The organism is Natribaculum luteum (assembly GCF_023008545.1).
Lineage (GTDB): Archaea > Halobacteriota > Halobacteria > Halobacteriales > Natrialbaceae > Natribaculum > Natribaculum luteum.
Map to the genome: position 1 here is coordinate 1,388,804 of NZ_CP095397.1, position 17,054 is coordinate 1,405,857.

Genomic DNA, 17,054 nt, shown 5'->3' on the forward strand with positions numbered 1-17,054 from the left:
TCTGGTGCAGGCGAGACGTACCACGGGCGGAAGAAAGATGGATTTAAGCGACGTGGACGACAGCCACGAAACATGAGCACTGCAACCAAGATCGTCCTCACCACGATCGTCGCGGCGGCACTACTGTCGATCCTGCTCGTCTTCCAGACGACGTTCGCCTGATGTTCGAGGCCCGCGAACTCTCGAATGCCGTCGAGTCGGTTCGCGACGAGCACGCACCCGACACGCTCGTGGTCGACTGCGCGCGCGACTTCGAGACGCTCCCGCCGGCCGTCGCCGAGGATCTCGGCTTACTCGTCGACGCTCTCGAGCCGGCGAGCTATCCCGCGGAGTGGCTCCCAGCAGACGCGCCGACGCTCCTGTGCCGATACGCGAGCAGCGACTTCACCGTCGGAATGCCCGGCGATGGCAGCGTCGCCTGGACGTGCCAGACCCACCCGCCCGTCGTGCTCGTGAAACCGCGCGTACAGGGGTCTCCCGAATCGTTCATCGACTTCCTGCTCGCCGAAGCACTCGTCGAGGTCGGCCTCGACGTTCCGGAGCACTTCCTCGGGTTCTTCGAGGACGGCTACCGCGATCTCGACGCCGCGCTCCCGCTCGAGGCGAACGGGACGTACCAGGTCGCGGCCGCGCTCTACGACGGCTGGAAGGGCCTCCAGACGCGAGACGTGTTCGCAACCTGGTACGACGAGAATCCCACCCTCGCCGACGCGTGGCAAGATGCCGGGACGAGACTCGAGGGTCGCGTCTCCGAACTACCGGCGGCGGTCGCTCGCGGCGAGACGGACTTCGCGGACGCCACGGAACTGGCCTGTAGCGCGATCAAGCACGCGATCGAACTCCCGGCACCCTTCGCGGCGCTCGATACGACGGCGTATCGCGACCACGGCCCGGCCTACGCGATCCGGTGGGCCGAGAAGACGTTCGAGGCGCTTTCCTAGGAATCGGCGTCGTCGCTCTCGACCCGCTCGAGAACGATCCGTTTCGAAAACCCACCGCGTCGGTCGCGTTTCTCCCGTCTGAGCCGTTCGAGGCGCGCTCTCGACGCTCCCCGGTTTTCGAGGACGGCGTCGATCACCTCGAGAACGTCCGCGAGTTCCTCGAGGTCGCCGCTCTCGGCGAACTCGTCTGCTTCCTCGCGCAGTTTCTCTCGGAGTCGCCGTTCGTATTCGTCGTCGTCGGAGACGTGGACGACCGGCTGCTTTCCGTCGGCCACGATGATCTCCGGAATCCGGTCGCGAACGAGCTTGTCGTACCGGGTCACGGCGGTCAGAACTTGGCCGTGACCGTCCCGTCCTCGTCGAGGTCGATCACGCCGTCGAACAGCGCACGGAAGTCGGCGACGACGTCGTCGTCGTGGACCTCCTCGGAGAGGTGAAAGAGACCGACAGCGTCGTGTTCCTCGAGCAGGTCCAGGATTCGCTCGGTCGCCTCGAGGGTCGGTTCGTCGCCGGCGTAGTATGCGAGTTCGGTGACTGAGTCGAAGCTGATCCGGAGTTTCCCGTCGTTGGCGTCGAGAAACCGTCGGACCTGTTCGACGATTCCGTCGAGGTCGTCGGGTGCAGCGACGTAGTGAACGTTGTCGCTCGAGCGCCGCGAGTAGCCGCGTTCGATGCTCAGGGTGTCGAGAATGTCGGCGCAGCTCTCGTCGACGTCGTAGTACTCGAGTTTCTGTCTGACTTCGCGGGCGGTCGTTCGCGTCGAGACGACGAGGAAGTGGTCGGTGTCGGTCTTGAGAAAGTCGGTGTCGATGCGGTCTGTTTCACCCGTACTCGGGTGGAGCAAGAGAACGCCTGTCCCCCCTGGTACCGTCTCCGGTGTCTCGTCGATCTCGAGCGAGTACTCCATATTGGAGTGAACAAGTTTCGGCACTGACTTAAGATTGCGGGTATCACAACTTTTCTTCGTTTTTCGCCGGTGTCGGCCGTCGACGGTACACCTTCCCGCAAAAAGGCTGAAGGGGGCGGTGAGTCTGGGACTCTGCGGACGACGAAAACCCGATGCCCATGGATTTTCGGCTGGCCTAAACCCTTCGAGTCGATATTATTTAGGCAGGCCTAAAAAGCTTGTCGGTGATTGTCCGCCAAAGGGGCGCGGTGATACGAACCCGTTTAGTCACGTGCGGTCGATGACGTCGGTATGAGCGTTCGCGAGGAGTTCGACGCCTGGGCCGAAGCGGGCCGCGACAGAGGAATGGAAGAACGCCACTGGCACACTGCCAAACACGCACTCGCGAGGATGCCGGTCGAGTCCGGCGACGTCGTCCTCGATCTGGGCTGTGGGAGCGGCTACGCGGGCAGGGCCATCCGCGAGACCTACGACGCGGATCGCGTCTACGGACTCGACGGCGCACCCGAGATGGCTCGCAACGCCCGAGGCTATACCGACGACCAGAAGGTCGGCTACGTCGTCGGCGACTTCGGGTCGCTGCCCTTCGCCGACGACTCGATCGACCACGTCTGGTCGATGGAGGCGTTCTACTACGCCGCCGACCCCCACCGAGCACTCGAGGAGATCGTTCGCGTCCTCCGGCCCGGCGGCACCTTCTACTGTGCCGTCAACTACTACGAGGAGAACGTCCACTCCCACGAGTGGCAGGCGTCGATCTCGGTCGAGATGACCCGCTGGTCTCGCCGGCAGTACCGCGAGGCCTTCCGCGAGGCTGGTCTCCACGTTGCCGAACAGGACAACGTCCCCGATCGCGAGATTACGATTCCGGCGGAAGCCGAGTTCCCCCTCGAGGAGTGGAACACCCGCGAGGAGATGGTCGAACGCTACCGCGAGCTCGGGACGCTCCTCACTGTCGGCGTCGCGCCCTGAATCCGACGACCCCTCCGTTTCCACTCGAACCTACCGTTCGAACCGTTCGCCCGCCGGAATCGCCACCTCGAGCCAGTTCTCCTCGGGCGGGAGCGGGCAGTCGAACGTCTCGCTGTAGGCACAGAACGGCGAGTACGCGAGGTTGAAGTCGACGACGATCTCGTCGCCCGTCTCCAGACCCCGCTCGGTCTCGAGTTCCATGTACCGCCCGCCCCGGTACGTTTGCTGGCCGGTCGTCTTGTCCCGGAAGGGGACGAACAGCGCCTCTTCGCGTGCACCCTCCTGCTGGTAGGCAGCCAGTTCGAACGTGCCGTCCTCGAGATCCGCGTCGTCGCGCTCGAGGTCGAACGCGAGGGTCGCCACCCGGAGGTAGCGAACCTCGCGACCCGCCGTCGTCTCCATCGTCACCGGGTTGGGATCGTCGTGGACGGTGACGGTCGCGCTCACGCGGTAGTCCGGGTCCGGCGGGAAGTACTCGAGCCCGTCGAACCCGTCGCGTTCTCCCGGCGGGATCGGCGACTGCGGGTGTTCGGCGAAAAAGCGGTCTTTCTCGTCGCGTTTCTCCTCGAGTTCGCTCGTCCAGCGGTCGACGTCGACGGAATCTGTCATACTCGAGGTTGTCGGTCGCGAGGTGAAGGCGTTGTGTTTCCGGTGTGCTTCAGTACGCCTCAAGAACTCGTCAGAATGTTCTCAATCGCTGAGAACGTAGGGTCTCCTTTTAAAGTTCATGGTCTGTAACGTACAGACGATGCCCAACGAGTTATCGAAAGAGCGGCGACGCTTCCTCCAGTTGACCGGTGCGACTGCTGTCGTCGGACTCGCCGGCTGTGGCGGTAATGGGAACGGTGATGGCGGCGACGGTGGTGACGGCGGCGACGGCGGCGACGGCGGCGACGACGAGGTCCCGTCGGAGTACGAGGGCGCGACCGCACTGGACGGGACGGAGTACGATCCCAACGCCGACCTCCTGGCGAAAGACGACGTCCAGTATCAGGAGGAACCCAGCGACGGCGAAGCCTGCGAGAACTGTCGCTTCTACGTCCCAGACCAGAACGACGACGGCATGGGTGCCTGCGTCGAAGTCGAGGGACTGATCGACCCGCAGGGATGGTGTACGCTCTTCCAGGAGTTCGAAGGCGACGGCGGTAACGAAACCGACGGTAACGAAACTGACGGTAACGAAACTGACGGTAACGAGACCGGGAACGAGAGCGCATAATCCGCCGTAGGCAGCGATCGGTGGTCGCTCGAGGTGTCGCCGATCGCACTCTCGCCGAATCTTCCGATCGGCTTCCGATCGGTAGCGTATTTTTCCACCGACGACCGCAGGTTTATATCCGAAAGCGGGGCCAGTGTCGTCCGTCAACCCTATGACCGACCGACGATGAGTACGGCAGGAATGACGGACTGGCGCGCTGTCTTCGGACACGACGAGCCCTACGACGAGCAGGTCGACGGCATCGAGACGGCCATCGACACTGCCCGCGAGGGCGGCTACACCGTGATCGAGGGTGCCTGCGGGACGGGCAAGACCATGATCGCCCTGACCGCGGGCATCGACCTCGTGCGCGACCCCGAGACCGACTTCGAGCGCGTGTTCGTGCTCACGAGCGTCAAACAGCAACTGCGTCAGTTCGAGGCCGACCTCGAGACGATCAACGCGAACCTGCCGACCGGCTGGAACCCGGTTTCTGGACTCACGCTGGTCGGGAAAGCCGACGTCTGTCCGTACAACCGCGAGAGAGCGGCGAACTTCGACGACGGGAACGTCTACGACCGCTGTGAGACGCTGCGAGACCGGACCCGTGACCTGGTCGGCGAGGGCGGCGAGACGACGGCGGGGAGTCTCGCGGCGAACGCGCGGAGCCAGCAGATCGGACTCGCCGACAGCGGCCGCCAGGGCGGCGGCGGGCGCTTTCTCGAGACGGCCGGCGAACCGACGCCGTACCCGCCCGACCTGCCGGCGTACGGTGACGGCGGCGCGGTCGGAAGCGAGATCGAGTACTGTCCGTTCTACGCGCAGTACCTCGAGGACCTGCCAGACGAGGGAAGCGACGGCGACGCCGCCGAGGCGGTCCCCTTCGACTTCACCGAAACCGGACTCGTCACGCCCGAGGACCTCGTGGCGCTGTCGGCACGCCACGGCACCTGTCCCCACTCGGTGATGGGCGCGCTGCTGGGCCACGCCGAGGTCGTGATCGGCAACTACTACCACGCGTTCGACCCGCAGACGACCGCGGCGTTCACCGCTGCGTTGCTCGACGATTCGACGTTTCTCGTCTGTGACGAGGCACACATGCTCGAGCCGCGCGTCCGCGACCTCGTCAGCGACGGCGTCGCCGACACCACGTTGCGCGACGCCGAGACCGAACTCTCGCGGGTGATCCAGCCGATCAAATTCGAACGCGAGGGACGACGGGCCGAGGGCGGTTCGATGACCGCCGACGCCGAACTCGTGCGGGCGGAACTGGCCGATTCGGACGTCTCCTTCGAGGAACTCGAGCGGACCCGCCAGTTCGTCCGCGACCTCCGCGAGGAACTCGACCGTCGCGTGCGGGCCTACCTCGATCGGACCCACCGCGGCTGGCAGTCGACCCTCACGGACCTCGAGGACGACGAGATTCCGCTGCGAGACCCCGCGACGCCCGCGCAGGACGAACTCTCCGAGTGGGCCGACGGGGCGGGCTACGGCGACGTCGCCTGGGTCCGGGCCGAACACGTCGGCGCGGTGGTCGAGCGGATCCTGGACGAGGCAGAAGACGAAGAACGGGCGAGAGCCACGCCCGCCGTCGGGCGCGTCCTGGGAGAGTGGTACCGGTGTGGACACACCGACTACTTCCGCGAGATCGAACTCGAGCGCACCTGGGACGACACCGAACCCGCCGACTCGTGGCGACGCGCCTACACCGCCCGCCTCGCCTTGCACAACTGCGTGCCAAGCGACGCGATCGGCTCGCGCCTTTCGGCTTTCGGCGGCGGCATCCTGATGAGCGCGACCCTGGAGCCGATGGAGGCGTTCGCCGAGGTGACGGGCCTCGAGTACGTCGAGCGGGAGGAAGACCGTCCGGTCGTCGAGCGCCGCTACGGCCTGCACTTCCCCGCGGAGAACCGCGAGAGCTTCGCCGTCGCCGCGCCGAAGTTCACCTACGACAACCGGGGCCGGCCCGGCGAGGAGAATCCGACCCGGACCCACTACGCCGACGCGATCTCGAAGGTCGCCCGCGTGCCCGGCAACGTCCTCGTCGGGATGCCCAGTTACGGCGAGGCGGAGTGGGCCGCAGGCGTCCTCGAGGATCGCGTCGACAAACCCGTCTTGCTCGACGAGTCGAGCGCCGACGAGGTCACGGAGTCGCTGAAAGACGACTTCTTCACAGGCGAGGGGAAGGTGCTGGTGACGAGCCTTCGCGGCACGCTCACAGAGGGCGTCGACTACAGCGGCGATCGCCTCAACGCGGCCGTCGTCTGTGGCGTTCCGATCGTCAACACCTCGAGTCCGCGGACCGAGGCCGTTCGGCGAGCCTACGACGAGACGTTCGGCGAGGGGTTCGCCTATGCCCTGCTCGTTCCCGCGGTGCGAAAGGCCAGGCAGGCGACCGGACGAGTCATCCGTGGCCCCGAGGACGTCGGTGTCCGTGTCCTGCTCGACGAACGCTACGCTCGCGACAGCTGGGATTCCGTTCGCGGCTACCTGCCCGCCGACGAACGCGAGGCGTTCCAGCCGGTCAGCCCCGACATGCTCGAGTTCGGTCTCGATCGAATCCGGGATCGACTCGAGGAGCCGTGAGCCGTCCGTCGCGGCCCCGCCTCACCCGGTCGATCGTCTGATCGTGGTCGCCGTCGATCCGCTCGTGTACAGCGAGTACCACAGCACGACGAATCCCCCGGCGGTGAACGAGCTCTGGACGGCGATGCCGAGGGCGACGTTCTCGCCGATGAGGTGCACGAGACCGCCCAAAAGCGAGCCGGTGACGATGAACCCGAACCCGACGGCGACCGCGCGAAGCGGTGACGAACCGGTTCGACGGAACGCCCGGTAAGCGAGCAGCACGATTAGCCCGCCGACGACGAGCGTGGTGGTGTTCGCGAGCGCGATGATAGCGGTATATCGGTCCATGGTGATCTGCGACGGAACGTGGTTCGGTGACGCGATTCTACCTCGAGGTTCGTCGCCGTTCCTTTTCAGTCGAGACGCCCGTTCTCAGTTCGCTGGAATCGCCGCCGTGAACGCACAGACGTCGGCCGTCGACGCTTCATACTGCCGGACAACAGTCACTGAACACTCGATCGCGTCTCACGGTCCGTCGCCACCGGCGACGGCCGTTCGAGTGCGATCGATGTGTGAATCGTTTCGTCCAGTAGTATCAGCCGTCGACGACGTGGACCGCTTCGGGATCGAACCCGACCGTGACCGTCTCGTCTGAAGGGGGGTCGCTCACCCGAAGGACGACCGGCGTGCCGTTCCGGCGGCCGTGCACCCGGACGCTCTCGCCGAGGAACTCGCTCGTCTCGACGTCGACCTCGAGTCGGTTCGCCTCGACCGCCCGCGAGAGCGCCTCGGGACGGACGCAGAAGGTGAGTCTGTCGGCGTCGGTCTCGAGTGGCGGGAGCCGGAAGACGTCGCCGTCGACGTCGACGCTCGTCCCCTCGCCGTCGCGCTCGAGCACCCGGCCCTCGAAGACGTTGTTGTCGCCGACGAACTCGGCGACGAAGCGCGTGGCGGGCTCGCGGTAGATCTCCTCTGGCGTGCCGACCTGCTCGATCCGGCCGTCGGACATCACGGCGACGCGGTCGGAGATCGCCAGCGCCTCCGCCTGGTCGTGGGTGACGTAGACGGTCGTGATCTCGAGGTCCGACTGGATGCGTTTGAGCTGTCGGCGCAGCGACTCCCGGAGGCGTGCGTCGAGCGCGCTCATGGGTTCGTCGAGCAACAGCAGGCTGGGTTCGGGGGCGAGTGCTCGAGCCAGGGCGACCCGCTGTTGCTGGCCGCCCGACAGCTCCGTCGGCGCTCGCTCTTCGGTCCCCGGCAGGTCGACCAGGTCGAGCAACTCGGCGATCCGTTCGTCCTCGCTCGTCCCCTTGGGCGGGTCGCGAAAGCGCAGCCCGTAGCCGACGTTTTCGGCGACGGTCATGTGCGGAAACAGGGCGTAACTCTGGAAGACGACGCCGACGTCGCGTTCTTCGGGCGGCACGCCGGTCGTCTCCCGGCCGTCGAAGCGGATCGTCCCCTCGGTGGGCTCCTCGAAGCCGGCGATCACCCGCAGCGTCGTCGTCTTCCCACAGCCGGACGGGCCGACGAGGGTGAAAAACTCCCCGTCGCGGACCGTGAGGTCGATCGACTCGAGTGCGGTCGTCCCGTCGTAGCGTCTGGTGACGGACTCGAGAGCCAGGTCAGTCACGTTCGAACCTCCCGCCGACGCGGTCGACGACGACGAAACTCGCGGCCGTGACGACGAGCAAGAGCGTTCCCATGGCGATTGCGGGACCGGGCCTGCGACCGAGGTAGCGCTCGACGGCGACGGGCATCGTGTACGTCTCGCTGCCGGCCGCCAAAATCACCGTCGAAGAGAACTCGCCGATCGAGATGGCGAACGCGAAGGCTGCGCCGGCGACGACCCCGCTCGCGACTAGCGGCAGTTCGACGTCGAGTAACGCGCGAGCGCGGGTGGCCCCGAGCGCACGGGCGGACTCGACCATCGCGGGGTCGAGGTCGGCGAGCAGCGGTGAGACGTTCCGGGTGACGAAGGGGTAGGCGGCGACGGCGTGGGCGGCGACGATAGCGACCGCGCCCGTCACCTGTAGCCGCCAGCCACCGGGCAGCGCGATGCCGAAGACGAGTCCCTGGAGCAGGCCGATGCCGAAGACGATCCCGCTGACCGCAAGTGGGAGCATCGCGAGGGCGTCGACGACGGTCCCCAGCCGACCCGCTCGAGCCGTCAGCACCGAGATCACGACGCCCATCGGGAGCGCGACGGCGAGCGTCGCGACGCCGAAGAGAAGCGAGTTGCGGATCGCCGGCCACGGCCGGGTCTGGAACGACGCTCCCTCGACCTGTCGCTCGAGCAAGAACGCGTAGTACCGGAGCGTGAAGCCGCTGCCGTCGGTGACGCTGCCGACGATCAGGCTCGCGAGCGGGCCGACGAAGACGACCGCGGCGACGACGCCGTACCCCAGGATGGCGAGTCGACTGGGGGTAAACGCGGTTCGGACGTCGGGAAACAGTTGCTCGCGCGGCGGTGGCGAGGCGGCCCGGCTCATCCCCGCCTGTGCGGACTCGTACCGGAGGTAGGCGTAGGTGACCGACAGCGTGACGATCGTCTCGAGGACGGCGAGCGTTGCGGCTTCGGCGAACGCGAGCCGCCGGATGCGGTCGTAGACCCAGACCTCGACCGTCGCCAGTTGCAGTCCGCCGAGCGCGAGGACGATGGGGAACGTCATGAACGTAAAGACGAACGTGAGCAACGCGCCGGTGAGGACGGCGGGAAGGAGCTGTGGGACGACCACGTCCCGGAACGCTCGCCGGGGGCTCGCGCCGAGCGAGCGGGCGGTCTCGACGGTCCGGACGTCGACGCTCTCCCAGGCGGCGACGGTGATTCGGGCGACCAGCGGAGCGTTGTAGAAGGCGTGGGCGACGATCACCACGGCCAGCGGGTACCGGCCGAGAAACGGATAGGGACCGAGTCCAGCGAGTCCGAGCAGCGAGTTGAGCGTGCCCGTCTGTCCGAACGTGGCGTAGAAGCCGACGGCGACCATGATCCCCGGGAGGACGAACGGGAGGATGGTGAGCGAACGCAGTGTCTGCCGGCCGCGAAACTCGTAATTCGCGAGGACGTACGCCGCCGGCAGGCCGAGAACGACGCTCGCGACGGTCGAGAGGGTCGCCTGGTAGGCGGTGAAGCCGAACAGTCCCAGCCGGACGTCCGGCACCTCGAGTGTGAACCAGGGGAACGCGGGCGAGACCGACACCGAGATCGACGCGAGCCAGCCGACGAGCGCGCCGAGGTGCGTTCCGACCGCGAGCGGATCGGCGAACACCGGTGCCAGGACGCCGAGGTAGAACGGATCGGCGAGCACCGCCCGGAAGTTCCCGACGGAGAATCGGCCGTCGACGAACAGGGCCTCGGAGAAGACGACACCGACGGGGACGTAGAGCATCACGACGAGTACCGCGGCCGTCGCGAGCGCCATCACGACGAGCGCGCGCCCGGCGAACCACGCACGAACGTCGGCGATTCGACCGCTCGCCGACACGCTTACCGACCGACGATCTCGCGCGACCACTCGTCGGTCCACCCGTCGAGGTTCCCCCGGAGGTCGTCGTAGCTGAACGTCACCGCCTCCGACGGTTCGAAGGCGTAGTCGGTGAAACTGTCCTCGAGGTCGACGTACTCGGCCTCGATCGCCGGGAACTGGACGTTGCGCGTCGCGATCTCCGCCTGTGCCTCACTCGAGAGGACGAAGTCGACGAACTCGTACGCGAGGTCGGTCTGTGCGCCCTCGAAGATCGCCATCCCCTCGGGATTCGCGTAGCCCTGCTCGTTCGGGAACGCGACCTGGTGGCGCGAGAGGTCCAGGTCGTCGGCGACGGCGAACACCTGGTCAGTCGAGTAGGAGACGACGATCGGCCGCTCACCCTCGAGGTAGGCGTTGTACGCCGAGTCCCAGTCGCCGCGGATGTCCACGTCGTTGTCCACGAGTTCGCGCCAGTACTCCAGGTAGCCGTCGGTGCCGTAGGCGTCGATCGTCCAGAGCATGAACGCCTGTCCCGGGTCGGACTGCTGGGCGTTCTGGGCAAGCAGCGTCCCCTCGTAGGCTGGATCGACCAGGTCCTCGAACGTCGTCGGCTCGTCGACCTCGTTCTCGTCGTAGACGAGGCTGATGTAGCCCGTGTCGTAGGGGAGGACCCGGCCGCTCGGGTCGTCGAACTCGAGGTCGGACCGGACGCGACCCGCGTTCTCGAGGCGATCGCGATCGAGCGGCTGGAACAGCGCCCCCTCGCCGAGTTCCTCGTCGACGCGCACGAGGTCGTCGACGTTGAGGCCGAAGTAGAGGTCGGCGTCGACCTCGACGTCCTGCTGGGCCTGCTGGACGTAGAGGTTCACGCCGTCTTCGGGGACGGTCCACTCGAGTTCGGCGTCCGGATGCTCCTCCTCGAAGGCTTCTTTGAGCCACGGGCCGGCGGGATCGTAGCCGTCGACCATGGACGTGTACGTCGCGATCCGGAGGGGACCGTCGTCTTCCGCCGGCGTCCCGTTTTCGTCACCGTTGCGAGTCAGACAACCGGCGAGCGTGACGCCCGCGACGCCAGCACCGGCGGCTCGCAGCACCGTTCGTCGATTCATTACGCGGTTGTTACACCGAGTAGTCTTAAGTTCGGTGGATCGTCTTTCAGTCGAAGCGAACAGTTTTCATCCTCGAGCGTGACTCTCTTCTGTGACTGCCAATCGCCGGTACGTCCTCGCGGGCGTCGTCGCCGCGCTCGGCGTGGTGACGGGTGTGATCCTGCTCGAGGTGCTGGGGACGATCCTCTTCGCGCTCACCGTCGCGTACGTCCTCTTGCCGGTCCACGGCTGGCTCGTCAGGCGCGGCCTCACGGAGTGGACGGCGGGCGTCGTCGCCACGCTCGTCGGCTTTTCCGGGGTAGTCGCGGTCGTCTCGCCGATCGTCGTCACGCTCTACCTGCGAATGGACGAACTGCTCGCGGTCGTCCGCGACCTGCCGACGGAACTGACGATCACGATCGCCGACGCGACGGTGACGCTCGAGGCGACGGAGGTCAGAGCGTGGCTGATCGACCAGCTACGGAGCCTCTCGGTGGCCCTTGCGACGGCGGCACCCGAGTTAGCAGTGAAGTTCGCGCTGTTCGTCCTCCTGCTGTTCGGACTCCTCCTCAAGGGCGACGCGGCTGGCCGGGCGGCGATCGCCCCGGTTCCACACGAGTACCGCGACGTCGTCCACGCGCTGGCCTGGCGCGCCCGATCGACGCTGTACGCCATCTACGTCCTCCAGCTGGCGACGGCGGTGGGGACGTCCATCGCTGCGTACCCGTTCTTTCGGTTGCTGGGTTACGACGCGGCGCTCATGCTCGCGATGGTCGCCGGCATCTTACAGTTCGTGCCGATCGTCGGCCCGACGATGCTCGTCGCCCCGATCGCGCTCTATCACGTCGCACTCGGCGAACCCGTCGCTGCGGTGGTCGTCGGCGGCCTCGGCGTCGTCCTCATCGGCTGGCTCCCCGACGTCGTCGTCAGACCGCGGCTGGCCCGCCGTTCGGCTGGTCTCCCCGGCAGTCTCTACTTCGTCGGCTTCACCGGTGGCCTCTTCACGCTCGGTGCGATCGGCATCGTCGTCGGGCCGCTCGTCGTCGCCATCTTCGTCGAAGCCGTCTCGCTGCTGGCCGACGAGGTCAACGGCGAGGACCTCCCCGACCTCGACGACTCGTCCGGCCCGCGCGTCGGCGTTCCCGACGTCTCCGTCGACGCTGCCGACGCCTCGAGCGAGGCACGCGCCGACGAACCGTCGCGAGCGAGTGACTCTCCCTGATACCGTCTGCTGTGTATGATGACCCTCGGGCTTTTGGGCCCTCGACGTGTGACAACTCCTATGAGTAGACGCCACACGTTCGTCAACGCCGTTCTCGGTGCCGTCGCCGGGATCGTGCTCTCGTTTCTCCCCTTCTCGCCGCTGCTCGGCGGTGCACTCTCGGGCTTTCTCGAGGGATCGGACGGACGAGCGGGTGCCGTCGCCGGCACGCTCGCCGGCCTGCTCATGTACCTCCCGTTCGGCCTGCTCGGCGGCTTCGTCCTCGGCGTGCTGGGTTTCGGTTTCGGCCTCGGCGGCCTCCCGATCGAGGGGTTCGCCGTCTTCGTGCTCTTCTTCGCGTTCGCCGCGACGGTCCTGTTCGTCTACACCGTCGGCCTGGCCGCAGTCGGGGGGCTCCTGGGCGCGTACTTCGCCCAGGAGTATCCCGACACGCAGGCGAACGCCCGCGAGACCATCGGAATGGGTGACTCGCGTGCGAGCCGTCGGGACGACCACGAACTCGACGAGTTCGGACGCGGTCCCGGCGAGGACGGCCGCCGTGGCGAGTTCGGGAACGACGAGTCGGCGACCGACGATCTGGGCCGGGACGACCTCGAGTCGAACTAACACTCCGGCCGCCGGTCACTCGTAACGCAACGCGTCGATCGGGTCCGTCCGTGCGGCCCGCCACGCGGGGTAGAGTCCGGAGAGGATGCCGACGACGACCCCGACGACGATCGCGAGGGCGACGTACTCGTAGGGATACACGAGTGGCAGGTCGATGTACCACGCTCCGAGATAGCCTGCGAGCAGTCCGACCGCGGTTCCGAAGATCGCGCCGACGGTGCCGAGGATCACCGCTTCCGAGAGGAACAGACCGAGGACGTCGCGATTCTGCGCACCGACGGCTTTCATGATGCCGATCTCGCGGGTGCGCTCGGTCACGGAGACGAGCATGATGTTCGCGATGCCGATCGAGCCCACCAGCAACGAGATGGCCGCGATGCCGACGATGAAGTTCTGCAACAGATCGAGGACGTCCTGGAGTTGCTGGAGCAGTTCCGTGCTGGTCTGGAGTCTCACCTCGAGGTCGTCGCCCAGCAGGTCGCTCGCGTCCGACTGCTCGCTCTCGAGGTAGGACGTCGCGCTCTCGCGGGCCCGGTCGACCGCCCTGTCGTCTGCGGACTCGGCTTCGACGACGATCGCGAGGTACCGCGCCTGGTCGCCGCCACCGTCGCCGAACCCCAGCCCGGCAGCCTGTTCCGCGTAGAACGGATCCGTCGGGACGTACACGCGCGGCGCGGTCTCGAATCCCTCGAACGGACTCAACCCTTCGGAGGTGTCGGTGATGCCGACGACGGTCACGGTCGTCTGCTGGCCGCCGAGGATCGTGAGCGTGAGTTCGTCGCCGACGGTGACGTTCTCCTCGAACTGCTCGGCTGCGGCGGGGTTGATCACCGCCTCGCTTTCGTTCATCTCGAACTGCCGTCCCTCCCGGAGGTCGTCCTCGCGGATGTACGACGGTCCCGCGGCGATCAACCCGTCTCCCTGTGGCACCTGTTCGTCCCCGTTCGAGATCGCCTGCGTCTGGATCGTCGCGTAGCCGTAGGCCGCCTCGACGTCCTCGCGATCGGACAGTTCCTCGAGGTCGTGCTGGCTGAACACCGGCTGTGCACCCGCCAGCGGGCCGCCCTCGGCGTCTGGCTCTGCAGCCCAGCCGTAGAGGTTGCGCTGGTCGTCGGGACTGATGTCGCCGATGATCCCCGCCTGCAGGCTCGCCCCGAGCGTGACGAACGCGATCACCGCGGCGATACCGATGATCACCCCCAGCGTCGTCAGCGACGACCGGAGCTTGTGGCCGCGTATCGACCGCCACGAGAGCCGGAGAAACTCGAGCGGTCGCATTCAGGCACTCGCCTCCGTCCCCGATTCGTCCGTCGTCGATCCGTCGTCGAGTTCCTCGATCCGCTCGATTTTCCCGTCGAGGAGGTGGACGATTCGGTCGGCCCGCTCGGCGACGTGGCGCTCGTGGGTGACGACGAGCATCGTCGTCCCGCCCTCGTGGAACTCGTCGAAGAGGTCCAGGATTTCGGCTTCGGTGTCGGTGTCGAGATTCCCCGAGGGCTCGTCGGCCAGCACGATCGCCGGATCGTTGACCAGCGCGCGGGCGAGCGCGACCCGCTGGCGCTGGCCGCCCGACAGTTCGTTCGGCAGGTGCTCTTCCCGGTCGGCCAGACCGACGCGCTCGAGCAGCTTGCGCGCTCGCTCGCGGCGCTCGGCGCGGTCGACGCCCTGGAACAGCTGCGGCAGCGCGACGTTCTCGACGGCGTTCAGCCGCGGCATGAGGTTGAACGTCTGGAAGACGAAGCCAACCTCCGTCCCCCGGAGACGCGTCCGTTCGCGGTCGCCGAGTGAACCGACCTCGTGGCCTCCCACGACGACCGTCCCTTCCGTCGGCGTATCCAGACAGCCCACGAGGTTCATCAGCGTCGACTTGCCCGAGCCACTCGGCCCCATGATCGCGGTGTAGGAGCCACGGGGCACCTCGAGTGAGACGCCGTCGAGCGCGTGAACTGGCTCGCCGATGCGGTAGGTCTTGCGGACGTCGATCAGCTCGACTGCCGTCTCGCCCGTCTCCATGGACGTTCCGTTGACCTGCCGACCGAAAAATCTTCGCTGAAACGTCACTTCGAGAGATACGGCCGAGGTGGTCGTTTCTGGAGTCGTCCGTCCGATCGTGGAGTATACTGCCGGACGAGACGGGTCATCCATCGATCGCACGCGATCGAGTGTCACTGACTGTCGTCCGGTAGTATATACACGCTTTTGGGCTCCCCACGCACTCGTGAGAGCATGAAGACGGACGGTGGCTCAGACGCGGCGAAACGACGCGCCGGCGAACGCGCGGCCGAGGCGGTCGAGGACGGGATGGTCGTCGGGCTCGGCACCGGCTCGACGACCGCCTACGCGATCGAGGCGATCGGCCGGGCCGTCGACGACGGCCTCGAGGTCCGCGGCATCCCGACGTCCTACCAGTCCAGGCGGCTGGCGATCGACGTCGGTATCCCGCTGACGGCGCTCGACGAAGTCGACGCGGTCGACCTCGCGATCGACGGCGCGGACCAGGTGGCCGGCGGCGACCTGATAAAGGGTGGCGGCGCGGCCCACGCCAGAGAGAAACTCGTCGACTCGGCGGCCGACCGCTTTCTGGTCGTCGCCGACCCGTCGAAGCTCGTCGATCGGCTCGAGCGCCCCGTTCCCGTCGAAGTCCTGCCGGACGCTCGCCCGGTCGTCGAACGGCGAGTCCGCGACGCGGGCGGCGAACCCCACCTTCGAGCCGCGGAGCGAAAGGACGGCCCCGTCGTCACCGACAACGGCAACCTCGTGCTCGACTGTGCGTTCGGCGAAATCGACGATCCCGGCGACCTGTCGGCGCGCCTGTCGGCGATCCCCGGCGTCGTCGAACACGGCCTGTTCGTCGACCTCGCGGACGCCACCTACGTCGGCACCACGGACGGCGTCGACGTCCACCGGTACTGATCCGCTTCGATCGCTCGAGCACGCCACCTTCGACGATCAGGTACCTTTTCACTCTCCCCCCGTCACACTCCGGGTGGAGACGTAGATGCCCGAAACATCCGACCGGAAGGACGACCACATTCGCATCATTCAGGAAGAAGACGTCGAGACCTCGGGGACCGGATTCGCGGACGTCGAACTGGTTCACGAGGCGCTGCCGGAGATCCACAGAGACGAGATCGACACCTCGATTTCGCTCGTCGGCCACGAACTGGCCGCGCCGATCGTCATCGAGAGCATGACCGGCGGGCATCCCAACACGACGAAAATAAACCGGAACCTCGCGGCCGCCGCCCAGCAGACGGGGATCGCGATGGGCGTCGGGAGCCAGCGCGCCGGTCTCGAACTCGACGACGAGGACCTCCTCGAGTCGTACACCGTCGTTCGCGAGGCCGCCCCCGACGCGTTCCTCTACGGGAACGTCGGCGCGGCCCAGTTGCTCGAGTACGACGTCGACGACGTCGAACGCGCCGTCGAGATGATCGAGGCCGACGCGATGGCGATCCACCTCAACTTCCTCCAGGAGGCGGTCCAGCCCGAAGGCGACGTCGATGCCCGGGGCTGTCTCGACGAGATCGAACGGGTCGCAAGCGACCTCTCGGTCCCGGTGATCGTCAAGGAGACGGGCAACGGCATCTCGCGAGAGACTGCCGAACGCCTCACCGACGCTGGCGTCGACGCGATCGACGTCGCGGGCAAAGGCGGGACGACGTGGTCCGGTATCGAGTCCTACCGGGCGGCCGCGGTGGGCGCGACCCGCCAAGAGAAAGTCGGAAAGCGCTTCCGGGCCTGGGGCGTCCCGACCGCCGTGAGCACGCTCGAGGCCGCGTCCGTCCACGACTGCGTGATCGCCAGCGGCGGCGTCCGCTCCGGGCTCGACGTCGCGAAGGCGATCGCCCTCGGCGCGCGAGCGGGCGGTCTCGCCAAACCCTTCCTCGCGCCTGCGGGCCAGGGAACCGAGGCCGTCGTCGAGCTGATCGAGGACCTCGTCCTCGAGCTCACGACGGCGATGTTCGTCACCGGCTCCGAGTCGATCGCCGACCTGCGCGAGTGTGAGTACGTCGTCCTCGGCCGGACGAACGAGTACCTCGAGAGTCGCCGCGATCGCTGAAGACAAATATCTCGTTTTCGTACTC

The 17,054-nt window shown here is 66.9% G+C and carries 17 protein-coding genes; 8 read left to right on the forward strand and 9 right to left on the reverse strand.

Going from position 1 to position 17,054, the window contains the following annotated elements; genetic code table 11:
• Positions 1-161 precede the first annotated feature (161 nt).
• Complete coding sequence (locus MU558_RS07115) at positions 162-941, forward strand: DUF7089 family protein (RefSeq protein WP_246973407.1); 780 nt, start codon at positions 162-164, stop codon at positions 939-941.
• Here MU558_RS07115 and MU558_RS07120 read toward each other — a convergent pair.
• Both MU558_RS07120 and MU558_RS07125 read right to left on the reverse strand, forming a co-directional pair.
• Positions 938-1,264 carry a nucleoside triphosphate pyrophosphohydrolase gene (locus MU558_RS07120; RefSeq protein ID WP_246973409.1) on the reverse strand — a complete coding sequence of 109 codons (327 nt, stop codon included), beginning with the start codon at positions 1,262-1,264 and terminating at the stop codon, positions 938-940. The two genes, MU558_RS07115 and MU558_RS07120, sit on opposite strands and share 4 nt — an antisense overlap.
• 5 nt (positions 1,265-1,269) lie before the next feature.
• Positions 1,270-1,848, reverse strand: a complete 579-nt coding sequence (locus tag MU558_RS07125) for a DUF7090 family protein (protein WP_246973411.1) — start codon at positions 1,846-1,848, stop codon at positions 1,270-1,272.
• 291 nt (positions 1,849-2,139) lie between these two features.
• On the opposite strand from MU558_RS07125, the gene MU558_RS07130 reads away from it, so the two are divergent.
• Positions 2,140-2,820 carry a class I SAM-dependent methyltransferase gene (locus MU558_RS07130; RefSeq protein ID WP_246973413.1) on the forward strand — a complete coding sequence of 227 codons (681 nt, stop codon included), beginning with the start codon at positions 2,140-2,142 and terminating at the stop codon, positions 2,818-2,820.
• Positions 2,821-2,850: 30 nt separating this feature from the next.
• Here the strand turns inward: MU558_RS07130 and MU558_RS07135 are convergent, their stop codons facing one another.
• A complete protein-coding gene (locus MU558_RS07135; protein ID WP_246973415.1) occupies positions 2,851-3,429 on the reverse strand; it encodes a DUF1684 domain-containing protein in 579 nt (192 codons plus the stop codon).
• A 139-nt stretch (positions 3,430-3,568) separates the two neighbouring features.
• On the opposite strand from MU558_RS07135, the gene MU558_RS07140 reads away from it, so the two are divergent.
• Positions 3,569-4,039 (forward strand): high-potential iron-sulfur protein, encoded by a 471-nt coding sequence (locus tag MU558_RS07140; RefSeq protein WP_246973417.1) that lies wholly within the window; start codon positions 3,569-3,571, stop codon positions 4,037-4,039.
• A gap of 180 nt (positions 4,040-4,219) precedes the next feature.
• Positions 4,220-6,604 (forward strand): ATP-dependent DNA helicase, encoded by a 2,385-nt coding sequence (locus MU558_RS07145; protein ID WP_246974860.1) that lies wholly within the window; start codon positions 4,220-4,222, stop codon positions 6,602-6,604.
• Positions 6,605-6,625: 21 nt separating this feature from the next.
• On the opposite strand, the gene MU558_RS07150 is transcribed toward MU558_RS07145, so the two are convergent.
• From MU558_RS07150 to MU558_RS07165, 4 genes are all read right to left on the reverse strand, one after another.
• Positions 6,626-6,934, reverse strand: a complete 309-nt coding sequence (locus MU558_RS07150; protein WP_246973422.1) for a DUF7521 family protein — start codon at positions 6,932-6,934, stop codon at positions 6,626-6,628.
• Positions 6,935-7,181: 247 nt separating this feature from the next.
• Complete coding sequence (locus tag MU558_RS07155) at positions 7,182-8,216, reverse strand: ABC transporter ATP-binding protein (RefSeq protein ID WP_246973424.1); 1,035 nt, start codon at positions 8,214-8,216, stop codon at positions 7,182-7,184.
• On the reverse strand, positions 8,209-10,068 hold the full coding sequence (locus MU558_RS07160) for an ABC transporter permease (protein ID WP_377071396.1): 1,860 nt from the start codon (positions 10,066-10,068) through the stop codon (positions 8,209-8,211). The genes MU558_RS07155 and MU558_RS07160 overlap by 8 nt, the downstream gene beginning before the upstream one ends.
• A 2-nt stretch (positions 10,069-10,070) precedes the next feature.
• Positions 10,071-11,159 carry a thiamine ABC transporter substrate-binding protein gene (locus MU558_RS07165; RefSeq protein WP_246973427.1) on the reverse strand — a complete coding sequence of 363 codons (1,089 nt, stop codon included), beginning with the start codon at positions 11,157-11,159 and terminating at the stop codon, positions 10,071-10,073.
• A 91-nt stretch (positions 11,160-11,250) separates the two neighbouring features.
• Between MU558_RS07165 and MU558_RS07170 the strand changes: the two genes are divergently transcribed.
• Together MU558_RS07170 and MU558_RS07175 are read left to right on the forward strand one after the other, a co-directional pair.
• Positions 11,251-12,360 carry an AI-2E family transporter gene (locus tag MU558_RS07170; protein WP_246973430.1) on the forward strand — a complete coding sequence of 370 codons (1,110 nt, stop codon included), beginning with the start codon at positions 11,251-11,253 and terminating at the stop codon, positions 12,358-12,360.
• A 60-nt stretch (positions 12,361-12,420) separates the two neighbouring features.
• Positions 12,421-12,966, forward strand: coding sequence for a DUF5518 domain-containing protein (locus tag MU558_RS07175; RefSeq protein WP_246973433.1), 546 nt, complete (start codon positions 12,421-12,423; stop codon positions 12,964-12,966).
• 15 nt (positions 12,967-12,981) lie between these two features.
• Here MU558_RS07175 and MU558_RS07180 read toward each other — a convergent pair whose 3' ends face one another.
• Positions 12,982-14,244 carry an ABC transporter permease gene (locus tag MU558_RS07180; protein ID WP_246973436.1) on the reverse strand — a complete coding sequence of 421 codons (1,263 nt, stop codon included), beginning with the start codon at positions 14,242-14,244 and terminating at the stop codon, positions 12,982-12,984.
• The gene (locus tag MU558_RS07185; protein ID WP_246973439.1) at positions 14,245-14,979 is read right to left on the reverse strand and encodes an ABC transporter ATP-binding protein; all 735 of its coding nucleotides are present in this window, start codon (positions 14,977-14,979) and stop codon (positions 14,245-14,247) included. It abuts the gene before it with no gap.
• 213 nt (positions 14,980-15,192) lie between these two features.
• On the opposite strand from MU558_RS07185, the gene rpiA reads away from it, so the two are divergent.
• Together rpiA and fni are read left to right on the forward strand one after the other, a co-directional pair.
• Positions 15,193-15,879, forward strand: coding sequence for a ribose-5-phosphate isomerase RpiA (gene rpiA / locus MU558_RS07190; RefSeq protein WP_246973442.1), 687 nt, complete (start codon positions 15,193-15,195; stop codon positions 15,877-15,879).
• Positions 15,880-15,964: 85 nt separating this feature from the next.
• On the forward strand, positions 15,965-17,029 hold the full coding sequence (gene fni, locus MU558_RS07195) for a type 2 isopentenyl-diphosphate Delta-isomerase (protein ID WP_246973445.1): 1,065 nt from the start codon (positions 15,965-15,967) through the stop codon (positions 17,027-17,029).
• Positions 17,030-17,054 lie beyond the last annotated feature (25 nt).